We start from the raw sequence: 24,848 nt of genomic DNA, 5'->3' as shown, positions 1-24,848 counted from the left end.
TCTTCAATCATAGACTTAACTTTTGAATATGATTCAGTGATAACTAAGTATCTTATACCAATCTCGCTAAGTAACTGCTGGTTTTGCTATGCAAGGATCAGAGTCGGCGCTTATCCGAATTGGTATTGAGTTATATGACAACCCAATTATGACTTTTGCACAATTGATAGCAAGATAGTTTCAAGCTCATCCCACGGCAGAAGGTCTTTATCTATCACTTCAACGCGTGATTCGAAACCATCCAATGATAACTCACTCACTGAGACTACTTGATTCACGGCATTAAACACAAAACAACCACGCTCAGTATTCACAACGGCTTTTACACGCATAGCGTTAATGTTTGAAAGCAGTTTAAACATTTGCGAAAAATCAAAGACTTGGTCAGCGGCAAAGAACCAACCACAGCTTCGGTAGCCTTGGCCGTTATTCTCTTTACGCACATAGGTTTGCCCTGGAGCAAGTTCAAACCCCGGCAGTGGCACTGCATTGTCGCTATGATGATGGTAGTGGCTATGTGTGGCAGGGCGTTCGATGCGATCCAGCTCTAGCCACTCTAATGCAAGTTGGCCTTGTTCTACTTTACCAATCGCCGCTTTGGCAGGTTGGCATGCTTGGGCAAAGGTATCGAAAGCGACAAGGTCGTATTCGACACACTCATCAACTTTGTTAGCGACTAATACATCAGCGAGACCAATTTGGTCTTGGAAGTTGTCATTATCTGTGTACAAGGTATCGGATAAATGACGAGGGTCAACCAGCGTGATGGTGGCTTTTAAGTCGATGTAATTGGCGAATGATTCGGTGGTCAGTTTATTGATGATTTCTTTTGGGTGGCCTAAGCCTGTTGGTTCAAGCAGCAAGCGATCAGGTTTTTCTGCTAAGAGCGCATTGATGCCAACTGACATAGGTAAACCAGCTACACAACACATGCAGCCCCCTGGTACTTCTTGTACTAATGCGCCTTGTTGATCCAAGATGGCGCCATCAACACCTATGTTTCCGAATTCATTGATTAGAATTGCCCACTTTTCATTTTCTGGTTTGCGAGCAAGTAAAGAGAGAATCGAGGTTGTTTTACCGGCACCTAAAAAGCCAGTGATGATATTAGTAGGAATGCGCTTCATAAGGTCCGTACTGAATGAAAGAAAATAAACGTTATAGTATAACAAAAATAACAGGGTGTGGATGGTGCGAGCTTAGAAGGGCTAAAAAAAGGAAAGACAGCGCCTTTCCTTCTAAAGGAGACGAAAACAGTGCGTATTATTCACAAGGTGGTGCGAGGTGAATCACAGCTAACCCACCTAAAGAGGTTTCGCGGTACTTCTTATTCATATCTTTACCCGTTTGATACATGGTCTCAATGACTTTATCGAGCGAAATGAGGGATTTGCTGTTACGTTTTAAGGCCATTCGTGATGCGTTGATCGCTTTCATTGCCCCCATCGCATTGCGTTCTATACACGGGATCTGGACTAAGCCTCCGATAGGATCACAGGTCATGCCGAGTGAATGCTCCATCGCAATTTCAGCCGCCATACAAATTTGTTCGTTACTACCCCCACGTAGCGCAGTTAACCCAGCTGCCGCCATCGATGAAGAAACGCCTACCTCGCCCTGACACCCCACTTCAGCGCCAGAGATAGACGCATTGGTTTTGTAGAGCATTCCAATTGCCGCAGATACGGCAAGGAAGTCTTTGACTTGCTTGGTGTCTAATGGCGCGATGAACTTGTTGTAGTACATCAGGACGGCTGGGATCACCCCAGCGGCGCCATTAGTCGGAGAAGTCACTACTTGGCCTCCCGCGGCATTTTCTTCACTTACCGCAAAAGCGAATAGATTAACCCAATCAAGAATGGTCATAGGGTCATTATCTATGTGCTGGTTCGATTCGAGTTGTTTGAGTAGTGCTGGTGCACGGCGGGTGACGTGTAGTCCACCTTCGAGAATACCTTCATGCTGGAACCCACGTTGCATACAGTCTGACATAATTTGCCAGATTTGAGCAGCACGCTGATCGAGACTTTTAGCATCATTAAATGCTATCTCGTTGGCTTGGACTAGCGCCCCTAAGCTGAGCCCATCACGTTCAGCCATTTTTAACATCTCATCGGCCGTTTTGAAGGGATATGCCACCGATTCTTCATTGGTTGACGCGGGGCTAGACATTTCAGCTGCTGTCGCAATGAAGCCGCCTCCGATGGAGTAATAGGTTTCTTCGCTTATGGTTTTGCCTTGAGCATCAAGGGCGGTAATTGTCATGCCGTTTTCATGCAAAGGCAGGTTCGTGGTATGAAAAACAATGTCGTTTTCAAACTCAAAAGGTACCCGCTTTTGTGCACAAACCAGCAAGGTATTGTTCTTTTTTGCTGCAGCCATTTCACTGTTGGCTGCCTCAATATCAATGTTATCGGGCCTATTGCCCATTAAACCGAGAAAGACTGCGCGGTCAGTATGGTGCCCTTTACCTGTTAAGGATAATGAGCCATAAAGATCGACCCGCACTGTGTGAATGCTCTCAAGTAAAGGCAGGATTTTTTGACAGAATTGATAGCCCGCAATCATAGGGCCATTGGTATGTGAGCTGGATGGGCCAACACCAATTTTGTAAATATCAAAAATAGACAACATAATGATTTTCCATATATTTTATTATGTCTGTGATTAACAGGCTGGGGGATGCAAAAGGCGCATAGGCACTTTATTAACAATAAACTCACCTAAAGCTTAGTGCGATTGTTATGGCATACCAAAAGAAGCCTAGTGACTTCTGTGACCTTTACAGTATTTTATTGATCTGATTGTTATTTACTTAACTCTGGTCGATCTCTAAATTCTGCCAGCGCTGCTGGATTTGCCAACGCCCCAAGGTTATTAACTTTTCTGTTTTCAACTACCTCTTTGACGGCCAGTTCGACTAACTTACCGGATTTGGTGCGGGGAATATCGGTAACGGCAAGAATGACAGCAGGTATATGACGGGGTGAACAATGTTGACGGAGCCTCGCATTAATTGTTTGCCTGAGGGCATCATCTAGTACCTGATCTGCTTGTAGCTGAACAAAGAGTACCACCCGAACATCATTACCCCATTGTTGGCCAATCACGATAGAGTCAACGATTTCAGCTAGCGGGTTCACTTGGCGGTAAATTTCTGCGGTGCCAATGCGGACACCTCCGGGGTTAAGCACGGCATCTGAGCGGCCAAAAAAGGTAAACCCGCCCTGCGAGTGAGTATGTTGGCACACGAAATCACCGTGATGCCATACATTTGGGTAGGTATCCCAGTAAGCATGATGATAACGCTCACCTGTTGGATCATCCCAAAAGCCAATGGGTTGATTGGGGAAACTATTGGTGCACACTAATTCTCCTTGCTGATTTAGAACGCCATCGCCATTGCCATCAAAAACTTCGACGGCCATACCGAGTGCGGCACCTTGGCATTCTCCGCGGTAAACAGGGGTGAGCGGGTTGCCAATCACAAAGCAGCCACAAATGTCGGTCCCGCCTGAAATTGATGCCAGTTGTAGGTCGGGTTTGATAGCGCTATAGACGAAATCAAATTGTTCAGGCGCAAGCCCCGAGCCTGTTGAGCATAGGGTCTGTAACGAGGATAAGTCATACTGGTGGCGAGGTTGATAACCTTGCTTCTCTAAGGCTTCCAAATATTTCGCCGAGGTGCCAAATAAGCTGATGTTCTCGTCGTCAACCAGTTGCCAAAGCCTGTTGCCATTAGGGTAAAAGGGCGACCCGTCATACAGAATAATCGTGGCGTTAGAGGCTAATCCAGTTACCAACCAGTTCCACATCATCCAGCCACATGTAGTGAAATAAAAAAGGCGATCAAGCGGCTTTATATTGCAATGAAGTTGGTGTTCTTTGAGGTGATTTAACAAGGTACCACCACAGCTATGAACAATGCACTTGGGCTTACCTGTGGTCCCTGAGGAATACAAAATATACAAAGGGTGGTTGAAAGGCACAGGAGTAAATTCAAGCTGGTACGGGGTGGCTTCAGTGCCTTGTTGAATGATCTGTGCCCAAGACATTAGCGTGATAGTGGGTGGTGTTACTACTGGCATCTCGGTGGAAAGGTAGGGGATGATAATAAGCAGTTCAACACTGGGTAGCTGTGCGAGACATTGCTGAATCGGCTTGATACAGCTGTGTTCTTTTCCACTGTAACGATAACTATCGGCAGCCAATAAGACTTTTGGTTTGGTTTGACCAAATCGTTCGACCACGCTCTCGACCCCAAAGTCGGGGGAGGTTGAGGTCCAAATCGCGCCAAGTGAGGCAGTGGCGAGCATGGCAATCACGGTTTGAGGAATATTGGGCATATAGCCAGCGACGACATCACCTTGTTGGACACCTTGCTCTGTAAGATATTGAGCCAATAAGGCGGTGTGTTGGTATAGCTGTTGCCAACTTACCCGCTGCGTTAATGCATCGTTATCTTCACAATAAAAGACAACCGCGTCTTCCTGTGGTTGTTGCTGCCAACCTTGTAATAAGTTCTCGGCAAAATTAAGGCGAGCATTGGGAAACCAGATGGTGTCTTTTGCTGGCATGGAGGAAGAGGGATCACACTGACTGATGGGTAAATGCAGTTTTGCTTCAGTGCCATCAGTATTTGTTTCAATATCGATCTCAAGATCAGCACTTACCACATTGCAAAAATCCCAGACGGTTGCCCAAAATTGTTCACTGTCAGCCACAGACCAGTGATGGAGTTGATGATAGTCGTGAAAGAGCCTGTTTTGACGGCGACTGACATCCACCATGAATTGATACAGCAAGCTAGTTTGTATTCGCGCTTTGCTTGGTTGCCAGCTTATTACGCCCTCGTCTTTTGGTGTTTTTGCATCTGATGCCGCCATAACTACTCCTTATCTAGGTGGTCAGGATGAGCCAGCTGAAAAGCGGGTAACAATTGGCAAGTGCTATCTATGTCGTTAATGAGTGGAAAGGGATCTAAATCAAAATTGAATCGTCGCGCGTTGTAAATTTGCGGGATCAGGCATAGATCGGCAAGGGTCGGTTGATCACCACAACAAAAATTCGTTGGCGTCGTGCGTTGCATCAATAGGTGTTCAAATGCCGTTAAACCGCGGTTGAGCCAATAGTGATACCACACCATTTTTTCGTTTTGGCGAACCCCTAATTCGGTATTGAGGTAGTTGAGCACTTGTAAGTTGTTTAATGGATGAATATCGCAAGCAATAAGCATTGCGAGTGAGCGACACTGGGCTTTTTGCCAAGGGTTATTGGGGAGCAGTTTGGGGACTGGATAGATTTCGTCAAGGTACTCAATGATCGCAAGGGATTGCCCTAATGGCCCATGTTCATTTTCTAGGCTCGGTACGCGTTGATTCGGATTGGTATGGCGATAATCATCGCCTTGGTGTTCGCCATCAATCAAAGAGATAGGCACAGTCTCATAACTCAGCCCCTTGAGGTGAAGTGCGATACGTACCCGATAAGACGCTGACGATCGGTAGTAATCATAGAGTTTCATCAATCTTCCCACTGATAATCGAGTAATACGGTTTAACGTTTGGTGGATGAATGCACTGCGTGATGGTTTAAGTCTTCATCAAGATAGGTGTGCTGATAACGAACAACACGTTGCTCAATGGCGCCAAAAATGGATTCGTTCGCCTCGTTGAACATCTCGATACGCACCGTGTCGCCAAAGTGCATAAAGTCGGTTTGTGCTTCACCGTGTTCTAGGGTTTCCAACATCCGTTTTTCTGCAATACAACATGAGCCTTGTGAGCGGTCTTTATTCGAAACCGTGCCCGAACCGATAATAGAACCAGCACTCACATGACGCGTTTTTGCTATGTGTTGGAGTAGTTCGGCAAAGTTGAATGTCATGTCAGTACCAGCATGCGGCTGACCGAATAATTGACCATTAAGATGTACGTGCAAGCGGTGGTGAAGTTTGTAGTCGTGCCATGCTTCTCCAAGTTCGTCAGGGGTGACAGCCACAGGGGAGAAGCTAGAGGCGGGTTTGGACTGAAAAAAACCAAAACTTTTCGCCAGTTCATTAGGGATTAAGTTTCTTAGCGAGACATCATTTACCAGCATCAATAGCCGAATATGGTCGTGGGCTTCTTCAGTCCGCAGCCCCATAGGAACATCGTCGGTCACTATCGCTATCTCGCCTTCAAAATCGATCCCCCATGCTTCGTCTGCCGCTTCTATGTCATCGGTTGGTCCTAAGAATCGGTCAGACATGCCTTGGTACATTAAAGGATCAGTCCAAAAGCTTTCAGGCATGGCTGCTCCTCGGGCTTGGCGCACTAACTCGACATGATTGACATACGCGCTGCCATCGGCCCACTGATACGCACGTGGTAATGGAGAGGCGCAGCGTTCGGGGTTAAATGCAAAGCTGTCCGCTGCATCGCCATTATTCAGGTTGCGATATAAATGGGCTAAATCAGCTTCAACATGGGGCCAATTATCGAGTGCAAATTGTAGAGTTGGTGCAATATCATGTGCATGTATGGCACGGGTTAAATCGCGGGATACGACGATAAGTTGACCATCACGACCTTGCTTGAGAGAGGCTAATTTCACAATAAGTTCCTCGTATCGGTTTACATTGTAAATGGTAGCGAAAACGGTTGATGAGAGGCCGTTAACCTTGTTGCTGCCATGAGTGGACGTAGTCCTTGTTTTCAGCACCTTGCGGCAACTCGGCGACATCGAGCGGAAACCGCGCATCTATCATGACAGCGACTTCATCGGTTTGTGTTTTGGGGTGTTCGACGCTTGCTTTTAAAGCCTTGGGGTGAGGGCCATGTGAAAAGCCGCAAGGATGGTGTGTGATCATCCCAGCTTCGATATTGTCTCGGCTGAAAAAGTTACCTTTGTGGTAGAAAAGCACTTCGTCGTAATCATCATTATTATGAAAAAACGGCACCTTTAAGGCGTGAGGGTCGCTCTCTATGGGGCGAGGGACAAAGGTACAAATCACAAATCCATTGGCAACAAAAGTGGTATGTGCAGAGGGGGGTAAGTGATAGCGGTGGCTCATCAATGGCCTAATGTCACGCCAATTAAGTTTGAACGCGGTTAGATTCCCTTTCCAGCCTTGGGCATCCAATGGATTAAATGGGTAGGTGATAGTATTTAAGCCTTGGCGTGCCTTGAGCTTGACTTGCCACTGCTGGTGACTGTTTTGTTGCGCTAAAAATGCGTCATCAATCCGCGCATACTCCAGCATTGCAGGATCATAAATCGCGTGTTGCCCCACTAATCCTCGCTCAGCCATTTGATAGCCACTGTTACTGGCTTCAATCATCAGCATCGCGACGGGCTCATTGACTTCTATTCGCCAGCTGGTGGCTCTGGGCAGTACGATGTAATCACCGTCTCTAAAGGGTAAGTGACCATAATCACAATATAAATGCCCGCTGCCTTGATGAATAAATAGCACCTCATCACCATCACCATTACGTACTAAGTGATCCATGTGCGTTTGGGTTCGCCATATGCGCATTTTTAGTTGTTCGTTATAGAGCAGTAATGCAGCATCCCACGGTGTCTGACTTTCAACGGCGATCTTATTGGTGTCTATTGCTCGTGGGCGTAATTCGCCCTCCCATTCGATCCAGCCCGTAGGTGGGTGCTTGTGATACATGTGGCTGGCTGGGCCAAAGAACCCTTCTTTACCGCATTCACGTTCATACGTTTCTGGCGGTAAATCGCAGTGTGCTTGGTGTGACGCATCGCCTTCAACGATGGGAAATTGGAACCATTGGCGCATTCCGTGATCCTCACAAATATTTGAATGCCTGTCTTAACTTTGGTTGAGAGTCTGCAAACAGGCAAGGTTAGCAAGCGTGTCTACGTGGGGTTATGAACTGTATTGAAAGGCATATAGGGCGGCTTGTTGTGCGAATAGATTTACAGGAGGGTGCCTTTTGTTTGGGAACGCGAGTCGATTGGACGTCATTTACAGGCTTAACAAGGCAAAATGTTTGAGTAAAACAGTTTTCATTGATAAAAAGAAGATTGTAAATAAAATGTTACATGCTGTGCATTGGCTTTCTTAATTCTGGCTTTTCTAACTGCGCTGAAACTTCCTACCCTTTACTTATAGAAATAATAATAAATGCATATTAGCCAGTGCGAATATGTGCCGCACTATGTTCAAAAAGGTATTTTATGGGAAGTTTAACTCAGTATGTTTCTAAGCAACCTGATGCCAAGGGTGTGATTCATTGGAGTGATGATGAAAATCGGATCTGGCATGATTTGATTACTCGTCAACTTCGCTGCATACAAGGGCGAGCGTGTGATGAGTACTGCGCGGGGTTGGCTTTGCTTGATCTTCCACAAGCTTGTGTGCCTCAGTTGCATGATATTAACCAAGTCTTGCTTGCAACGACGGGCTGGCAATGTGTTGAAGTGCCTGCGCTGATTAATTTTGACCGTTTTTTTACCATGCTTGCCAATAAGCAGTTTCCTGTTGCGACTTTTCTACGGCGTCGGGAAGAGTTCGATTATTTGCAAGAACCTGACTTTTTCCATGAAATCTTTGGGCATTGTGCCATGTTAACTAATCCTGCGTTTGCGGCTTTTACACATACCTATGGTCAACTTGGCGCTGCGGCATCGAGTCAAGATCGGGTTTATTTAGCGCGATTATATTGGTTTACAGTGGAGTTTGGTTTATTGCAAGCACCGCAAGGGCTACGGATCTATGGTGGAGGGATCTTATCTTCTCCGGCAGAGACGAAATATGCAATGGCAAGTGATGCGACAACAGAGAAAGCGCAGATAAGCGCCTTTGATCCTATTGAGGTAATGCGAACACCTTATCGAATCGATATTATGCAGCCTATATATTTCAAATTGTCTTCTATTTCGCAACTGTATGATCTTGCACAGCAAGATATTATGGCCATGGTTCATCAAGCCAAACAGCTTGGACTACATTCGCCACTTTACCCACCTAAGCTACCCTCAGAGAAACAAGACCCGCATTTGAAATCAGCCTAATCTACAAGGCGTTTCTATACTTATGAAATTAGCTAGAACCCAGTATGTATTTACACAAGGAATGTTTTCATGACGTCTAAACTACATCAATTGAAATGTGAAGCGTGTCAGGTGGATGCTCAGCCTGTCGATGATGCCGAAATAGCAAAACTGAGAGTGAATATTCCTGATTGGAAAGTGATGGATCGTGACGGGATTTTGCAGTTAGAGCGTGAATACCGGTTTAAAAACTTCAGATTAGCTTGGGCGTTCAGTAATCAAGTTGCTGAAATTGCAGAGGCCGAGTTTCATCACCCCACAATAACGCTAGAGTGGGGAAAGGTGACTGTTTGCTGGTGGAGTCACTCTATCAAAGGTTTGCATCGTAATGATTTCATTTGTGCAGCGAAAACAGATCAATGTGTAGAGGGGTAATCGTCACTTGTTGGTGTTAGGCAACCAGTTTACAGTCTGACGTGATCAAGAACTACTCATGCGGCGGCTGGCTCTCACTGCTGTTGCATTTAATAGACCAGCCTTTTGACTGGTCTATTAATCAGGAATTTGAGCGCGCCTTTTCAACTAAATTAAACTGATGTGTCGCTTTTTTCATCGCATCGCGAGCAGCACGCTGTTTACGTTTTTGCTGCCACTTTTCAGAAAAATCTAAGTATTGATTTGCACTTGCTAGCCGTAAACTAATTAATGATGAGAAATCGGCAGGCAGTTCTGATGCGACTTTATCAACTTGTTTTAAAAGAGCATCAAGCTTTGACTCAGATCTGATTTTACTTAGCTGCTGCTTGAATGTTGCAAATTTAGGTGCATATAAAAGCTCTGCTGATTCATAAGGGAAAGGAGCGGGTAGCCCTTGCTCTTTTGCTGTCCTGTACATATCTAGATGTGTTATGGCTTGTTTAAGTAATTTAGCTTGCTGGATTTGTTCTTGTGTTTCTTCTCGGTAAGCAAAGAAGGTATCAGCAACTTTGATCAAATCCTCTAAACTTTGGACATCATGCATTTTCATTGCCTGACTAAACTGTGTCGCGAACGTTTCTTCCGCTAGTGATGTCGGCATGAATATTGCGTCATGACGTAATGTTTGCAACTGAGTCAGTAATTGGTAAATGTTAGCTTCTTCAGTTTCTGTGTAGTGTCCTTTTTCTAGCGCTATGTTGATCCGGTTTGTGATGACATCAAGTGTCGATTGCCAGCTGGTTGAAATGTCAGTACTCAAAATATTTAAGGCATGTGAATCAGGGTAGAGTGCATGCGCTTGTGCCAGCTCAGCCTCAATAGCGTAGTAATTGGGATAATGGTTAGTGCGTGCATTAAAAATCTGATCAATCTTATGCTCATACAATGCCAAAATTGCCTTTTGTTTATCGCGCAGTAGACCTTGAGCTATGATTGGATGCTGCTTTGTGAGCTCAGGGAGTTGCTCGACTATTTCTTTTGGCCTCAAGTGTGTTAGCTGTTTTTGATTCTGAATGCTGGCCTGGAGTTGGCCTATGGTCGAGCTTAAATCTGATATCGTTTCTTTCTGTTGGTAGAATACATAACCGAGTACAGTGCTTAAGCCTAGAATCGCGGTAGCCATCACTGCGACAGGCTTATGTTGTTTATGAAGCTGCTTTTTGATCAATTCAATATTATCAAGCCGCTTGTCAGCATCTAAAGCTAAGCCTTGTTGAATAGTATGCCACTTAGATGGACTTAAATGTTTAGGGCGGGAAGGCTGAATACTTTCCTTTAATGCAACATCTGCTGGTTTACGGTGATAAGGGTGCTTACTTGAACAAAGTTCATAGCAAATACAGCTGAGTGCAAAGATGTCATCTTTGATACTGGGTGGATTGCCGTTTAAGAGCTCAACCGAGGCGTAGTTAGGTGTATAGCCACCAAATTCAACATCGTCTTCTTGCTGAGTTGCAGCATATTGATCGTGGTTAAAGGCCGTTTTTTTTGCGATTCCAAAGTCAAAAACCTTAATATCGCCATCACGTGTCAGCATGATGTTACTTGGTTTGAGATCGGCGTGAACAACACCATTTTTATGTGCATAACTGAGTGCTGACATCATTTGATCGAGTAACGAAATAGCACGTTGATAAGGTAAACCATGGGGGCGGGAACGTTGGATGACAACATCCAGTGTTTCACCATCAAGGTATTCCATCACAATATAGTAAGTTTTTTTATCGATGCCGAAGTCGTATACGCGAATGATATTAGGATGACTTAATTTCTGAGTGGTTTGTGCTTCATGAATTAATACTTTTGCGGCATCTGGTTGATTAACAAATTCATTTTGTAACGCTTTTATTGCAACAAAAGGATTGCTTACCCCTGCTGCCTCAAGCAAGAGATCGGTTGCACGATAAACATTACACATACCGCCATGGCCAATGCGAGATTCGATGCGATAGCGACCTTTTATTACGGTATTAATTAAATCAGATTCATGACTATTTGATGTGATTTCATCTGGAACTTTTTTGCATGTTTTAGGTTCATGCTGACTTCTCACAATTGTTTTATTGTTTAAATTATCATTATTTATTGTCTCATGGGATGGCTTTTCTTGGGGCTGCACTTTATTTGATTTTGTTTTTTTTACCATGAGATGTCTCCAATTCTGATTGGTGACGATAATATATTTAGGGGATAGGAGTGCAATCACTATTTTCTCTTTATTTGTTATAACTCCGAGCTGAAATTGAAATCAATGTAACTGATAAAATTAAAAATAAAAGTTGACTCTCAATTATTTACAATAGAAAGCGAAAGATATTGATGGGATACTACTAATATACATAATTAAATACTCTTCGTGTTCTGTTATTAATCTTTAAGTTGATAAACTTAAGGGTATGGGTTTATTATGGATTTTCAACTTTCAATTATTAGCTATCACCGCTATACCTCTCAATTAGATGCCATTAAGCCTCTAGATAGCATTAAAGAAAATACCGCTATCTATATCGGTCGTTCTGAGTTATGTGATTGGATCCTACCCGACCCTGAGCGAGTTATTTCAAGTCGACATGCTGTGATTGAAAAAAAAGAGGGTAGTTTAGTAATAAAAGACTTATCAACAAATGGTTTGTTTATTAATCGTGGTGTTGAGCCATTAGGTAAAAATAACCATCATCAGTTATCGTTGGGAGACGTTTTCTCTCTGAGTGATTATGAAATTGAAGTTCAAAAATTAAATGTAAATGAACCTGTGCCTAGTGAATGCCAGATGGAAATTGACAAGAGTAATACGGATGATTACGGCATTTCATCGAAAGATTTAATGAATGAACCTATAGAAAAAGAAACAACAATTTCAGATGTTAACAATGAGGTTTATATAGGAGATGTGAATGATAATTTTACATCGCCTAGTAATGAAAATATCGATCTCATGCAGTTTAATGACAGTATTCCTGAAGATTGGAGTGTGCTATTTAACGAGGGTGCCGCTGTAGAAACGCCCCCTCAGAAATCGCCTTCGTCGTCACCGATTTTCGATGAAATCGAGCAACAAGGCGTTGAAGTGAAACATAAATACGCTGAAGCAGCCACTGTTGAAGACGCTAAAAAACAAGCGATAAGGAAAGAGGTGAATGTATCGGTGGTTTCTCAACCTAGTCAGTCAAAGGTGTCACCCGTTGAGACACTGAACCTCGCGGTTAAGGGAGATGAAGCGAAACTCTTACAAGCTTTTATAGAGGGTATGAAGGTAAAAGGGCATCAAATTCACCCAGAGATGGATGAAAAGTGGTGGTTCGAAATGGGTGAAAGTATGTGCTTACTATTGACTGGGCTTATGTCTACGCTACAAAAGCGTGCAGACTTCAAACAAACGAATCGTTTAATGCATACATCATTTAAGCGCCAAGAGAATAATCCCTTAAAGTTTTCAGCCAATTTTGAAGATGCAATTCACAATTTATACCATAGGAAATCACCAAGTTTCTTATCAGCTCCTCGGGCGATCCAGGAAGCCTTTGCTGATATTGATCTGCATGAGAAGGCTATGGTTTATGGGACGAAAGGTGCTGTAAAAGGGGTTATGTCTGCTTTAGAACCTAATAAAATCAACAGTATAGAAAGCCATGAAGGGTTGTTAGCAAGTTGGTTTGGTTCTAAGCATAGAGCGAATAGTTGGCAGCGTTATGAATCATTGTTTTATGAACTAGAAGATGATTTGCGCCAAGAGCAGCCGTTTTATTTGGATGACTTTGTAAAGCATTATGAAGCTAGCTTGAAGGGAATAGGAGAAAAGTAATCATGCTTAACACTATTAAAATTTTTGTCTTTTCTATATTGATGGCAGTTTCATTAAATGGCTGTAGTGTCGCTAATCTTGTTGTTGATCCTTACGCGACATTAAAGTTTAACGTAAGCAATAAAGTTAATCCTGATTTAAATGGTCGAGCCTCTCCTGTTGTTGTTAAAGTTTATGAGTTGCAATCGAAAACAATATTTGAAAATCAAGATTTCTTCATGATATATGATGAAGCAGATAATATTTTTGGCCCAGATTTGGTTTCTAAAGATACACTTTCTTTATCACCTGGCGAGTCTTTTTCTTATGATATTAAAATGGCACCTGGTAGCCGATATGTAGGTATTGTTGTTGCTTATAGGGATTTAGAAAACTCTAAATGGCGTGAAGTGATTGAAATTGATCATAAAGGATACAATACCTATAAGCTGATCATAGATAAATTATCAATACATATAGAGAAGCCGTAATAAAATCTGAGAACTGAACCCAGTAAACTCATATTGGGTTTTTCGTTAATTAATCGACTTGTATATTATAAAATTAATTGATTTATTAACTATCTGCGTCGTTGTTTTATAAAGTAAGGTTATTTATGAGTAACTGGGAACGTGTTGCTTGGTGTGAAGGAATGTTTTTAAGGCCGCAGCACTTTCAACAGCAAGAACGCTATATATTAAATGAAAGTTCAACTTTTTCGAGTCACTTAGCAACATACCCTTGGGGGGTTGTTGAATTGCTAATTGACGAGGCATTGTTAGCTCAGGGGGCATTTTCGTTAAAAAAAGCTAATGCTGTCATGCCTGACAGTCGCGTTTTACTATCCCCTCAACGTGATCAATTACCAGAACCTCTTTATATAGATAAAAACACAAAAGATCGAATTATTGTTATTGCTGTACCTATCGAACAAGTAAATAACACGACAATTTCACCTTTGGGTGATAATCAGGTGACTCGTTATTATTTCAAAGATAAAACAATTGTTGATACGAGTGGCAATTTAGGTGAAGAAGTTCTGCAGTTAGCGGCCTTGTCCGTTGAACTAAAGCTCGATAGTGAACGGTTGACAGGCTTTTATACCTTACCTATCGCTCGTGTTGTTGAAGTGACAGATGAAGGCAATGTTATTTTAGATAAGCGCTTTATCCCGCCAACACTGAATGCACAGTTAAACCCTAATATTCAAAGTCTGCTATCAAGTTTAGTTGGCAAAATTAAATTACGGGCAGATACCTTAGCTGGTCGTTTGAATCATTCGCAAGGTAATGCGACGTCAATTGCTGACTTCTTAATGTTGCAAACACTCAATCGCTATGAACCCGTGTTGAAACATTACTCAACAATCAAAGGCACACACCCGGAAGCGCTTTGTCAGTTGCTGTACGGTATGGCAGGTGAACTCTCAACCTATGCCAGTAGTCGAAAGCGTCCTTCAGAGTTGCCAACTTATACACATAAAGGGCTTACAGAAGTTTTCAGTCAGTTATCTGATGCACTAAATCAGTGCCTCAGTACGGTACTGGAACAAACTGCTGCCCAGATACCTATTGAAACAACAAAATTTGGCATTCACATCGCCTCGGTGCCAGATAAAAAGCTATTGTCTACAAGCCAGTTTGTCTTGGCAGTCAAAGCGGATATTGAGCCCGAGGAGCTACGTAAGCGTTTCCCCGCGCAAGTCAAAATTGGCCCCGTTGAGCATATTCGCGATTTAGTGAATAACCAATTGCAGGGGATTTCAGTCGATGTATTGCCTGTCGCACCGCGACAAATTCCATACCATGCTGGTTTTCATTATTTCCAATTGGATAAGAGTAATGATTATTGGGCGCGCTTGGCTGCGAGTGGCGGTATCGCGATTCATTTATCTGGGAATTATCCCTCATTGAGCCTGCAATGCTGGTCTGTGAGTCAATAAGTTAGCAAGTGGTATTGAATATGTCCGATCAAACCGTTTTGAAGCCTCAGCCAGGTAAACGTAAGAAGAGTGCCGCTCAGAATAAGTCAGAAGCCGTTAAAGAGGCTGATTTAAATCAAACGGTACTTGTAATGCAGGCAAGTAAAGGGGCTAACACTCGTCGTTTGCCTTCTCTAGGCGAGAATCCTCTTGTTGATCACGCGAGTGGTATTTTGTCATTAATTGGTCAGATTCGTTCTACACATGATCATAGTGATGTGGCGTTTTTACGTCAGACATGTATTGAAAAAATTCGTGAGTATGAAAATCAACTACGTGGGTTAGCGGTTGTGAGTGACGATATTGAGGCAGCTCGTTACTGTTTGTGTTCGTTTCTGGATGAAACTGTACTAAATACGGCCTGGGGAGAGCAGTCGGTATGGCGTTCAGAAAGTTTATTGTCGGTTTTTCATGCTGAGACATGGGGAGGAGAATACTTTTACTCTTTACTCGATAACGCATTGTTACAACCCCATCAATATTACCAACGCCTTGAATTGCAAAACCTTTGTTTAGCATTAGGGTTTACAGGAAAACTGCGCATCGCTGAACGAGGTGAAGAAAAGCTCCAAGTATATCGTTCACAAGTTTCTGAAGCCTTAGCGCAAGTGAAAGGAAAGCATCAGCCGCTTTTGTCTCCCGATTGGCAAGCGAATGTGTTAGCGGGAAGTGAAACACACAGTGGGATCCCTTTGTGGGTGACGGGATCTTTTTTTGGTCTGTTGATGCTCTCTATGTATATGGGGTTTAACTACCATATAAATGCTTATTCTAACCCAGCTTTTCAATCATTAAGTAGCTTAGTACCTGCTCATATTGACGAATCATCGGTGCAATATTATCAAGATCCTGCGGCATTAAAACTGCAACAGTTGCTGCAATCAGAGGTTGAGCGGGAGCTGATCGAGTTTGAAAAACATCCGGATCGTATCCGACTGATCATTAAATCAAGCGAGTTATTTGCTTCAGGTAGTAATGAAATTCAAGCCTCAGTGATGCCTGTTCTCTCTAAGATAGCCCATGCGCTCGAATCGACAACTGGTCGAGTCATGATAGTTGGTCATACCGATGACCAGCCGATTTTTACAAGTAAATACCCCTCTAACTGGCACCTTTCACTTGCACGTGCCACCTCTGTTGCCAATGTGCTTGCGATGGGAACGGAGCTTCGCGGTCGTCTATGGCCGGAAGGTCAAGGCGATGCCAATCCTCGCCAACCCAATACCAGTGATGCAAATCGCGCGAGTAACCGCCGCGTCGAAATCGATCTTCTATATCAACAACGCAGGGCTGAAAAATAATGATGTTTATTAAGCGGATGTGTAGTGCCTTGATTGATATTTTCCGTAAGAAGTGGGTGATCACTTTGCTCGGGCTTGTTGCGCTATCTTTGTTAATTTGGTTCGGAGGGCCACTGGTTGCTATTGCAGGCTCTGAACCTCTAAGTAGCCCAGTTTCTCGTTTAGTTGTGCTACTTGCTTTTGCTCTGCTGTGGGGCTTTTACAACATTATTCATCAGGCGAAAAGCAAAAAGCAGAATGAGCAAACCGTTAAAACTTTACTGGATGGTGATGAAGCCACCCCAGCCGATGCTGCGTCACAGCAGGAGATAGAAACATTACGCTCTCGCATCGTGCAGGCACTTGATGTAATGAGTAAAACATCAGGAAAGCGCGGACGCGGTGCTTATCAATTGCCTTGGTATATTTTAATTGGTCCTCCTGGTACGGGTAAGACCACTGCACTACAAAATTCAGGGTTGGAATTTCCACTGCAAGAAAGCCTAGGTAATGACCCGTTAGCTGGCATAGGTGGAACGCGTTATTGTGATTGGTGGTTTACCAATAAAGCGGTGTTGATTGATACCGCAGGGCGTTATACCACCCAAGATAGTAATACCGATCTAGATTCACGTGCTTGGTTTGGCTTTTTGGGGTTACTGAAAAAGCATCGTACACGTCGGCCCATTAATGGTGCGATCATCACAGTGAGTCTTGCCAATTTACTCACACAGACTCGAACAGAGCGTAACCTACACGCTCGGGCGATCAAACAGCGCATACTGGAGCTCAAAAATCAGCTAGGGATGCAATTTCCAGTTTATGTGATTTTGACCAAAGCCGATTTGATTGCTGGTTTTAATGAGTTTTTTGCTGATTTAACGCCTGAAGAAAGAGAGCAAATTTGGGGAGTAACTTTCCCTGAATCGGCACCTGATTCAGAAAAGGGTGTTGTGGGGTTATTCAATAAAGAATTTCACCATTTATTAACGCACTTGCTTGAAAAGATGAATGCACGATTAAGTGCTGAACGCGACATAGATAAACGTACTCTGATTTACGAGTTTCCTAAACAGCTACGTCTACTTCAAGCGGCTGCGGATGATTTTTTGAAAGAAATTTTTGCCGCCAATGCATTCGAAGAACCGCCCTTACTACGCGGTGTCTTTATCGCGAGTGCAACCCAAGAAGGGATGCCGATTGATCGTGTAATGAAAGAGACATCGGGGGGGCTTGGATTGAGCCAAGTGCCGCTACGTCAAGCGGGTGGAGAGGCGAAAGGCTTCTTTATTAAACGCTTATTTGAAGATGTGATCATCAAAGAGCAGTTTCTTGGCACAGTTAATCGCGTGCATCAAAAGCAAAATCGGTGGCTACAGCGCGCAGTCGTTGGGGGCAGTTGTGTGGCCATTGCTGTCATGGGCGGTATTTGGGCACAGAGTTATCAGTGGAATAAGTCATTGGTAGATAACTCGCTGACGGGTATTGAACGTTACCAAGCCATTATTGATGAGGGGCTAAGTGCTGATTTAGATGTCGTGAGCTTAGTTGATGCATTGAATGAGCTGAAACAACTGCCTGCTGGCTTTGATCAGTACATGCTTGATGACGATAAGATTAAACATTTTGGATTATACCAAGGTGAAAAATTAGGTCAGCCTGCGGTAACGGCGTACTACCAAGCATTGCAAGGTGTCTTCGCGCAGTTCCTGACTGCTGGGCTTGAAAAAGAAATGCGTGACAACGTGCAATATCGCGAATACTTGTACGAAACGTTGAAGACGTATCTGATGTTGTTCCAGCCGCAACATTACGATGAGACACAGGTTACAAGCTGGCTGGAAGCTTATTTTGATCGTACTTACCCAGGCGAAATCAACGAGCTCTTACGTTCATCATTAATTGTTCATAGTAATAATCTGCAAAAAGCCGGTGTGTTGAATGTGGCCATGAATGAGGATGCGGTAAGCAGTGCTCGTCATGTATTAACAGCGATGCCTTTATCTGAACGTGCATATCAGCGTTTGAAATTGGAATACATAGATAGCCATGTTCCTTCGTTTCGCTTAACAGATGTGTTTGGTTCGCAAAGCCTGACCATTTTTGAGCGAAAAAGTGGGAAACCGCTCAGCATGGGGATCCCTGGCTTGTATACCTACAATGGTTTCCATGGTGTCTTCCAACTGGAAAGTAACCGGATGGTGAAACGTCTGATGGAGGATAGCTGGGTGTACGGTGATGAATTGGTACTGCAAGACAGCAATATCGATCATGTCGTTAAGGATGTCAGATTCAAATACTACCGTGATTATATTTATGAATGGACACAACTGCTGAACGACCTGCAATTGAAATCCTATCAAACGGCTGAACGTGGGTTGTCACAGGCTAAGATTTTAGCTGGCCCAGAACGACCGGTTGAATCCTTAATTGCCGCGGCACAAAAACAACTGCGTCTTACCAAAATACAAGTCAGTGAAGAAGCTGAAGCTGCGGGGAAAGTCGCCTCAAGTGTGGCTAACGCGGCATTGCATAATCAGAAACAACGTATTAAACGCTTTTTACCCTCCGATCTTGGTAAGGCTGAAATTTCGCTGCCGGGTAAAGAAGTGGAAGATGCGTTTGGTGAGCTGCTAAGTGTGTCAGAAGCTCAACTTGAAGTTGTTCATGAATCCTTTGTTCATTTAAACAACTATCTGGCTGAGCTGACAAGTTCAGGTAATAACGAGCGTATTGCCTACAAAAGCCTATTGGGTGAAAGCAATAATAGAACGATAGGGGCTGCGATGAAAACCGCACGCGCCAATCTGCCTTATCCATTCTCTAGCTGGCTCGGGAATATCTCATCACAAACGTCTAAGCTTGCGAAAAAAGGGTCACAGCTGCACGTCAATGATGTTTGGAAGTCGACGGTTTTAAAAGAATATCAGACGTTAATTAAAGGGAAATACCCGTTTGATCCTAAGTCATCTCAAGATTTACCACTTAAAGATTTTGAACGTTTCTTTGGCTATAACGGCACACTTGATAGCTTCTTTAATCAGTATTTAGCACCGTTTGTCGATAAGTCTAAGCATCAATGGCGGTTTGATAAATCGATTGGCTTGAATGAAGAAAGCCTACAGGTTTTTGCACAAGCAGAAACGATTCGTAAAGCCTTCTTTGATGCTGGCAGCCAAAAAGCAAAAGTCAGTTTTGGTATTAAACCGATTTATTTAGATCAACATATTAGCCACTTCAAATTGGAAGTCGGGCGACAGGCTGTGACATACCAACATGGTCCAACTCGTGCCAAAACCTTGTACTGGCCAGGTGTTGGTCAGACGCGAGTGGTATTTACGCCCCCTCAAACAGGTCATGTTGTTACTGAATCTTATGGGGGGAGTTGGGGCTTATTCCGATTACTGGATAAGTCGCTCAAAGCCAGACCAAAATCACGCAAAGACAATATTTTAATGGTGGATCTTAAAGGGAATAAAGCGCAGTTAGAGTTAATTCCAAACAGCGCCATTAATCCTTTTTGGTCACGTGATATGGAGCGCTTTTCATGCCCAGTCACACTGTAAAACCGGGGTTTGGTTATTTTGGCAAAGTGCCGCAACGAGGTGATTTCATTCAAGCTGGGTTGGCGACAGGGTTTGCTAACGGATGGAGTGAATGGTTGCAAGCGGCGATGGCGGTGAGTCGTGAGCAGCTTGAAGAGTCATGGCTTGAATACTATATGACAGGCCCTATTTGGCACTTTGCTTTTTCTGCAAATGTTTGTGGTGAACACGCCATGATCGGCAGTTTGATGCCAAGCGTTGATAGCGTAGGTCGACAATTTTATTTTTCGCTCGCGACACCAATAGAGCATAGTCCAATCAACTTTATGCTCAACCGAAAATGGAGCATGAAAGCTGAAGAGCATATTTTGCAGGTGCTTGATGATGAAGTGGATCTCTCTGCTTGGGTCGAGGCGACAGGGCAAGCGTGTTGGCACCAAGATGCTATTCAGCCAGACGCCTCTCTGCAAGTGCTGATGAACGGTGATCGTCATACGATAGTGGCTGAACCTGCTAGTGCTACCCAATTACTTCATCACGCATATCAGCAACGGTTTGGTCGTTATTGCGTATGGTGGACGAATGGCTCAGAGCATGTGCCGGAATGTTGCGTTATTTCAAGTGGACTGCCTTTAGTCAGTCAGTTTTCAGCTTTATTAGATGGGTGTTGGGAAGAATGGGGATGGTAATGCAACAAGCAAAATGGAATTACTTTTCATTCACACAATCACATCCAGGAAAAGTACGGACTTATAACGAAGATGCCTGCTTAGCGATGCAAAAAGAAGGTGTATGGGTTGTGGCTGATGGCATGGGAGGCCATACCGCCGGCGATATTGCGAGCCAAATGTTGGTTGATATTATTGAGCAAAAAGTCTCGAGTATTGGGCAGCCCTTTCTCATGCTGGAACATTTACATGAGGCATTAACCGAGGCGAACACGCGCATTTATCAGTACGGTTATCACGATCTTGCTAAGTCAATTATGGGGACAACTGCCATTGTACTGTTTGTTAAAGATGCACAATTTCATTGTCTTTGGGTCGGAGATAGTCGGTTGTATTTATACCGAAATGGGCAACTGATTCAGCAATCAAGAGATCATAGTCAAGTGATGGAAATGGTCGAAAAAGGCTTGCTGAATGAGGACGAAGCTGAACAGCACCCTATGGCGAATGTGATAACACGTGCAGTTGGTGTTGATGAAAAAATCGATATCGATCAGCTATCTGGTTCATTACAGAGTGGTGACCAGTTTTTACTGTGCTCTGATGGACTAACCAAGGAATTGACCGAACACGAAATGACAGCGTGTTTTCAAGCAACCAGCGTGAATGAAGTCGGACAAGCATTGATCCACTCAGCGTTAGTTCGTGGGGCTTCGGATAATGTGACTTGTGCTGTTGTGAAAGCCGCTCAGCACACAGCATCTGAGTATCACTTACCTCCAAGTTATAGCGATGCCACAGTCCCTGTTTTTAATAATCAACGTATCAGCTTGCTGGGGGAATGATGGCGCTACTTCCTTTTGAGCAAGCTGCACAGATAGATCTTACCGCTTTAGCGACAGCGATTACGTCAGAACAGCCTTGCGGCGTAGATCCAAGGCACGATACCTCACCTTCTTCTGTTTACTACCAGCTGAAGAATGTGCGCAACAATGCACGTACGCTGGAGCGTAATGCTTTGATAGATGGTGAGCCATTATTGAGCTTTTCGAATCAGTGGCAACCCTTGATCGATCAAGTCCCGACTTTGTTAGTGAATGAGACGAAGGATCTTGAATTTACAGCTTGGTATATCGAAGCACTGACGCGTACTTACGGCTATGCCGGCTTGAACCTTGGATTTCGGGTGGCCACGTTACTGATCGAACAGTTTTGGGATGGTTTGTATCCTTGGCCTGATGAAGATGGTGTTGAAACCCGTGTTGCACCTCTGATTGGGCTTAATGGTGTAGAAGGTGAAGGTACCTTACTTATGCCGATCTCATGTATTCCGATCACTGAGTTTGATGGTGATAGAGCCTATGCGCTTTGGGAGTATGAACAAGCCTGTGAAGTGGATCGGTTGGAAACGGATAAAAAGCGCCATCGAATCGATCAAGGCGCGGTTGAATTGAGCCTATTTGAATCAGCGGTTAATCAATCTAGCGGTGCTTTCTATACAGAACTGGTCAGTGATATTGAAGATTGTATTTCATCTTATCAGCAACTTGTGAGCGTGATGGATCAGGCATCAGGTCTCTCACTACCCACATCTCATATATCTAAGCGACTGCAAGCAGCTCTTGATGCCGTGAAGCATATAGCGGCAGTGCAGTTACAACAGGTGGATGAAGCCATACAGTTGGAGCAAGAGAGTATATCTCCATCTGATACGGGCACCAGTGAACATCCCCAAGTTAGTGTGAATCCAGCGGAACAACAGCTGCGTACGCGACAAGACGCGATTATACAGCTGAAAACCATTTCAGATTTTTTTAGAAAAACAGAACCACATTCACCGATGTCGTATGCCATCGATCAAGTTGTGAGGTGGAGTGATTTAGCCTTACCAGATTTACTAGCTGAACTCATTGATGATGGTTCAGCACGGCAAGGTTATTTCAGGTTAGTTGGCATTTCTTCTGAGAATGACACCTCATCTTAACATTTATAACACCAGCTAGAGAGAAGGAATATAAATATGGAAAGTATCCACGGGAAGCTGTCTCGGGTACGAAAGCCACGTGTTCACATTACTTATGATGTTGAAACGGAAGGATTAACCGTTAAAAAGGAATTGGCATTTGTTGTTGGTGTTATGGGGGACTTTGCCGGTCATAACACTGAAGATCTGAAGCCATTAAAAGATCGTCGTTTTATTCAAATAGACCGTGACAATTTTGATGATGTTATGAAGCGTATGAGTCCTTCGTTGAACTTTAAAGTGGACAATACATTGGCGAATGATGGTACAGAATTAGCCGTTAATCTGGCTTTCTCTTCAATGACAGATTTTGAGCCCGCCGCGGTTGTTAATCAGGTTGAGCCGTTGAAAAAGCTGCTTGAAACGCGTAATAAATTGCGTGATCTAATGACCAAGATTGATCGCTCAGAAGATTTAGAAAATGTACTTGAAGCTGTACTTAATAATACCGAGAACCTGAATAAGTTAGCTGGTGAGTTAAACCTTGGCGACGATGCTAAAACAGCAGCAAAGCAGCCTGAAGGAGAAGGGGCGTAATGAATATGCAAACTCAGGAGTTACTTGATCCCACGGTGGAAGAAACCAGCCAATCATTTTTGGAGCAGGCGCTTGTTGCGACTAAGCAAACAGAATCGTCTCGTGCGGAAGAGTTACTGCGTACACTAACAGAAGAAGCGCTTAAAGGTACGGTAACGTGGAATAAAAACTTAACAGTGACATTCAACGAAGCCATTAAATCAATAGACAGCATTATTTCCAAGCAACTCGCTGAAATCATGCATCGTGATGAATTTCAGAAGCTGGAAGGTAGTTGGCGAGGACTTCATCATTTAACCATGAATTCAGATACTGGCCAGACGTTGAAGATCCGCATGTTTAACATGAGTAAGAAAGAATTACATAAGGATTTGAGTAAGGCCGTTGAATTTGATCAAAGCCAGATTTTCAAAAAAGTCTATGAGGCTGAATTTGGTATCGCTGGTGGTGAGCCCTATGGCGCTTTAGTGGGTGATTATGAATTTACCAACCACCCAGAAGATATTGAAATGTTAAGCCTGATGTCGAATGTTGCAGCAGCAGGTTTCTCGCCATTCTTGTCTGCAGCATCGCCAGGATTATTTGGTTTTAGCGAGTGGGAAGAACTCAATAAACCGCGTGATTTAGAAAAAGTGTTCGAATCACTCGAATATGCGCAATGGCGCTCGTTCCGTGAAAGCCCTGATTCGCGCTTTGTTACGTTAACCATGCCTCGTGTACTTTCACGCTTACCTTATGGTAAGGCAACATTGCCAACGGAAGAGTTTGGTTATGAAGAGTTCTCTATTGATGAAGAGAGCGGTTTAGCTGTGAATGTGAAGCATGAGGAATATTGCTGGATGAATGCGGCGTATTCACTTGCGACTAAAATGACACATGCCTTTGCTGAATCTGGGTTCTGTACGGCGATTCGTGGTGCAGAAGGTGGGGGTAAGGTTGATTTCTTACCTGCCCATAGCTATTTGAGTCACGAGGGTGATCCAACATTGAAATGCCCGACTGAAGTGGGAATTACCGATCGCCGTGAAGCTGAACTGGGCAAGCTTGGCTTTTTACCCCTATGTCATTATAAAAATACCAATTATGCTGCTTTCTTTGGTGGGCAAACTTGTCAAAAACCGACTAAGTACGATACGCCAGATGCATCTGCAAATGCAGAAATATCAGCCCGCTTACCTTACATCATGGCAACGTCTCGCTTCGCACACTATTTGAAAGTGATGGCGCGCGATAAGATCGGTAGTTTTATGGAAGCAGATGATGTCGAACGTTGGTTAAATCGTTGGATCTCATCCTACGTTAACGCGTCCGAAGGTGCGGGCCAAGAAAGCCGAGCTAAGTATCCGCTAGCAAGTGCAAAAGTAAAAGTGCAGGAAATCCCTGGCCAGCCTGGTGCGTATAATGCGGTTGCATGGCTTCGCCCTTGGTTACAAATGGAAGAGTTAACAACTTCCTTGCGGTTAGTCGCAAAAATCCCGGATGTGGGTTGATAGTCATAATTCCAACTTTATTGAAGTAGATAACTATATATGGTGATTATATAAATCATCATA

General features: G+C 43.7%; 19 protein-coding genes. 12 read left to right on the top strand and 7 right to left on the bottom strand.

Annotated features, from left to right (window positions below; all coding sequences use genetic code 11):
- Positions 1 to 146 precede the first annotated feature (146 nt).
- From OCU77_RS22725 to OCU77_RS22700, 6 genes are all read right to left on the bottom strand, one after another.
- Complete coding sequence (locus OCU77_RS22725) at positions 147 to 1,127, bottom strand: CobW family GTP-binding protein (RefSeq protein WP_107302560.1); 981 nt, start codon at positions 1,125 to 1,127, stop codon at positions 147 to 149.
- Positions 1,128 to 1,263: 136 nt separating this feature from the next.
- Entirely contained in the window at positions 1,264 to 2,634 is a 1,371-nt protein-coding gene (locus OCU77_RS22720; RefSeq protein WP_048897398.1) for an L-serine ammonia-lyase, read from the bottom strand.
- Between the two features lie 173 nt (positions 2,635 to 2,807).
- Entirely contained in the window at positions 2,808 to 4,886 is a 2,079-nt protein-coding gene (locus tag OCU77_RS22715; RefSeq protein ID WP_048897399.1) for an acetoacetate--CoA ligase, read from the bottom strand.
- A gap of 2 nt (positions 4,887 to 4,888) precedes the next feature.
- Positions 4,889 to 5,524 (bottom strand): maleylacetoacetate isomerase, encoded by a 636-nt coding sequence (gene maiA / locus OCU77_RS22710; RefSeq protein WP_107302561.1) that lies wholly within the window; start codon positions 5,522 to 5,524, stop codon positions 4,889 to 4,891.
- 32 nt (positions 5,525 to 5,556) lie between these two features.
- Positions 5,557 to 6,594, bottom strand: coding sequence for a fumarylacetoacetate hydrolase family protein (locus OCU77_RS22705; protein ID WP_048897400.1), 1,038 nt, complete (start codon positions 6,592 to 6,594; stop codon positions 5,557 to 5,559).
- A 61-nt stretch (positions 6,595 to 6,655) separates the two neighbouring features.
- Complete coding sequence (locus OCU77_RS22700; RefSeq protein ID WP_048897401.1) at positions 6,656 to 7,786, bottom strand: homogentisate 1,2-dioxygenase; 1,131 nt, start codon at positions 7,784 to 7,786, stop codon at positions 6,656 to 6,658.
- Between the two features lie 401 nt (positions 7,787 to 8,187).
- Here OCU77_RS22700 and phhA point away from each other — a divergent pair, with 401 nt between their 5' ends.
- Both phhA and OCU77_RS22690 read left to right on the top strand, forming a co-directional pair.
- On the top strand, positions 8,188 to 9,024 hold the full coding sequence (gene phhA / locus OCU77_RS22695) for a phenylalanine 4-monooxygenase (protein ID WP_048897402.1): 837 nt from the start codon (positions 8,188 to 8,190) through the stop codon (positions 9,022 to 9,024).
- Between the two features lie 69 nt (positions 9,025 to 9,093).
- Positions 9,094 to 9,438, top strand: a complete 345-nt coding sequence (locus OCU77_RS22690) for a 4a-hydroxytetrahydrobiopterin dehydratase (protein ID WP_048897403.1) — start codon at positions 9,094 to 9,096, stop codon at positions 9,436 to 9,438.
- A 121-nt stretch (positions 9,439 to 9,559) separates the two neighbouring features.
- On the opposite strand, the gene OCU77_RS22685 is transcribed toward OCU77_RS22690, so the two are convergent.
- Entirely contained in the window at positions 9,560 to 11,626 is a 2,067-nt protein-coding gene (locus tag OCU77_RS22685; RefSeq protein ID WP_048897404.1) for a serine/threonine-protein kinase, read from the bottom strand.
- 261 nt (positions 11,627 to 11,887) lie between these two features.
- Here OCU77_RS22685 and tagH point away from each other — a divergent pair, with 261 nt between their 5' ends.
- The 10 genes from tagH (at position 11,888) to tssC (ending at position 24,785) form a co-directional block, all read left to right on the top strand.
- Positions 11,888 to 13,282: a type VI secretion system-associated FHA domain protein TagH gene (gene tagH, locus OCU77_RS22680; RefSeq protein WP_048897405.1), complete on the top strand. Its 1,395-nt coding sequence runs from the start codon at positions 11,888 to 11,890 to the stop codon at positions 13,280 to 13,282.
- Positions 13,283 to 13,284: 2 nt separating this feature from the next.
- Entirely contained in the window at positions 13,285 to 13,752 is a 468-nt protein-coding gene (gene tssJ, locus OCU77_RS22675; RefSeq protein WP_048897406.1) for a type VI secretion system lipoprotein TssJ, read from the top strand.
- A 125-nt stretch (positions 13,753 to 13,877) separates the two neighbouring features.
- Positions 13,878 to 15,203: a type VI secretion system baseplate subunit TssK gene (tssK, locus tag OCU77_RS22670; protein WP_048897407.1), complete on the top strand. Its 1,326-nt coding sequence runs from the start codon at positions 13,878 to 13,880 to the stop codon at positions 15,201 to 15,203.
- 20 nt (positions 15,204 to 15,223) lie between these two features.
- Positions 15,224 to 16,543: a type VI secretion system protein TssL, long form gene (gene tssL / locus OCU77_RS22665; protein ID WP_048897408.1), complete on the top strand. Its 1,320-nt coding sequence runs from the start codon at positions 15,224 to 15,226 to the stop codon at positions 16,541 to 16,543.
- The gene (tssM, locus tag OCU77_RS22660) at positions 16,543 to 20,088 is read left to right on the top strand and encodes a type VI secretion system membrane subunit TssM (RefSeq protein WP_107302562.1); all 3,546 of its coding nucleotides are present in this window, start codon (positions 16,543 to 16,545) and stop codon (positions 20,086 to 20,088) included. The genes tssL and tssM overlap by 1 nt, the downstream gene beginning before the upstream one ends.
- Entirely contained in the window at positions 20,070 to 20,756 is a 687-nt protein-coding gene (tagF, locus tag OCU77_RS22655) for a type VI secretion system-associated protein TagF (RefSeq protein ID WP_048897409.1), read from the top strand. The genes tssM and tagF overlap by 19 nt, the downstream gene beginning before the upstream one ends.
- Positions 20,756 to 21,580: a PP2C family protein-serine/threonine phosphatase gene (locus OCU77_RS22650; RefSeq protein WP_048897648.1), complete on the top strand. Its 825-nt coding sequence runs from the start codon at positions 20,756 to 20,758 to the stop codon at positions 21,578 to 21,580. The genes tagF and OCU77_RS22650 overlap by 1 nt, the downstream gene beginning before the upstream one ends.
- Positions 21,577 to 22,719, top strand: coding sequence for a type VI secretion system protein TssA (gene tssA / locus OCU77_RS22645; protein WP_239685820.1), 1,143 nt, complete (start codon positions 21,577 to 21,579; stop codon positions 22,717 to 22,719). The genes OCU77_RS22650 and tssA overlap by 4 nt, the downstream gene beginning before the upstream one ends.
- Before the next feature lie 36 nt (positions 22,720 to 22,755).
- Positions 22,756 to 23,295 (top strand): type VI secretion system contractile sheath small subunit, encoded by a 540-nt coding sequence (gene tssB / locus OCU77_RS22640; RefSeq protein ID WP_048897411.1) that lies wholly within the window; start codon positions 22,756 to 22,758, stop codon positions 23,293 to 23,295.
- Positions 23,295 to 24,785, top strand: a complete 1,491-nt coding sequence (gene tssC / locus OCU77_RS22635; protein WP_048897412.1) for a type VI secretion system contractile sheath large subunit — start codon at positions 23,295 to 23,297, stop codon at positions 24,783 to 24,785. The genes tssB and tssC overlap by 1 nt, the downstream gene beginning before the upstream one ends.
- The last annotated feature ends 63 nt before the right edge of the window (positions 24,786 to 24,848 follow it).

This window comes from Photobacterium swingsii (genome assembly GCF_024346715.1).
GTDB classification, from domain to species: Bacteria; Pseudomonadota; Gammaproteobacteria; order Enterobacterales; family Vibrionaceae; genus Photobacterium; species Photobacterium swingsii.
This window is presented reverse-complemented; position numbering and strand designations above follow the sequence as displayed.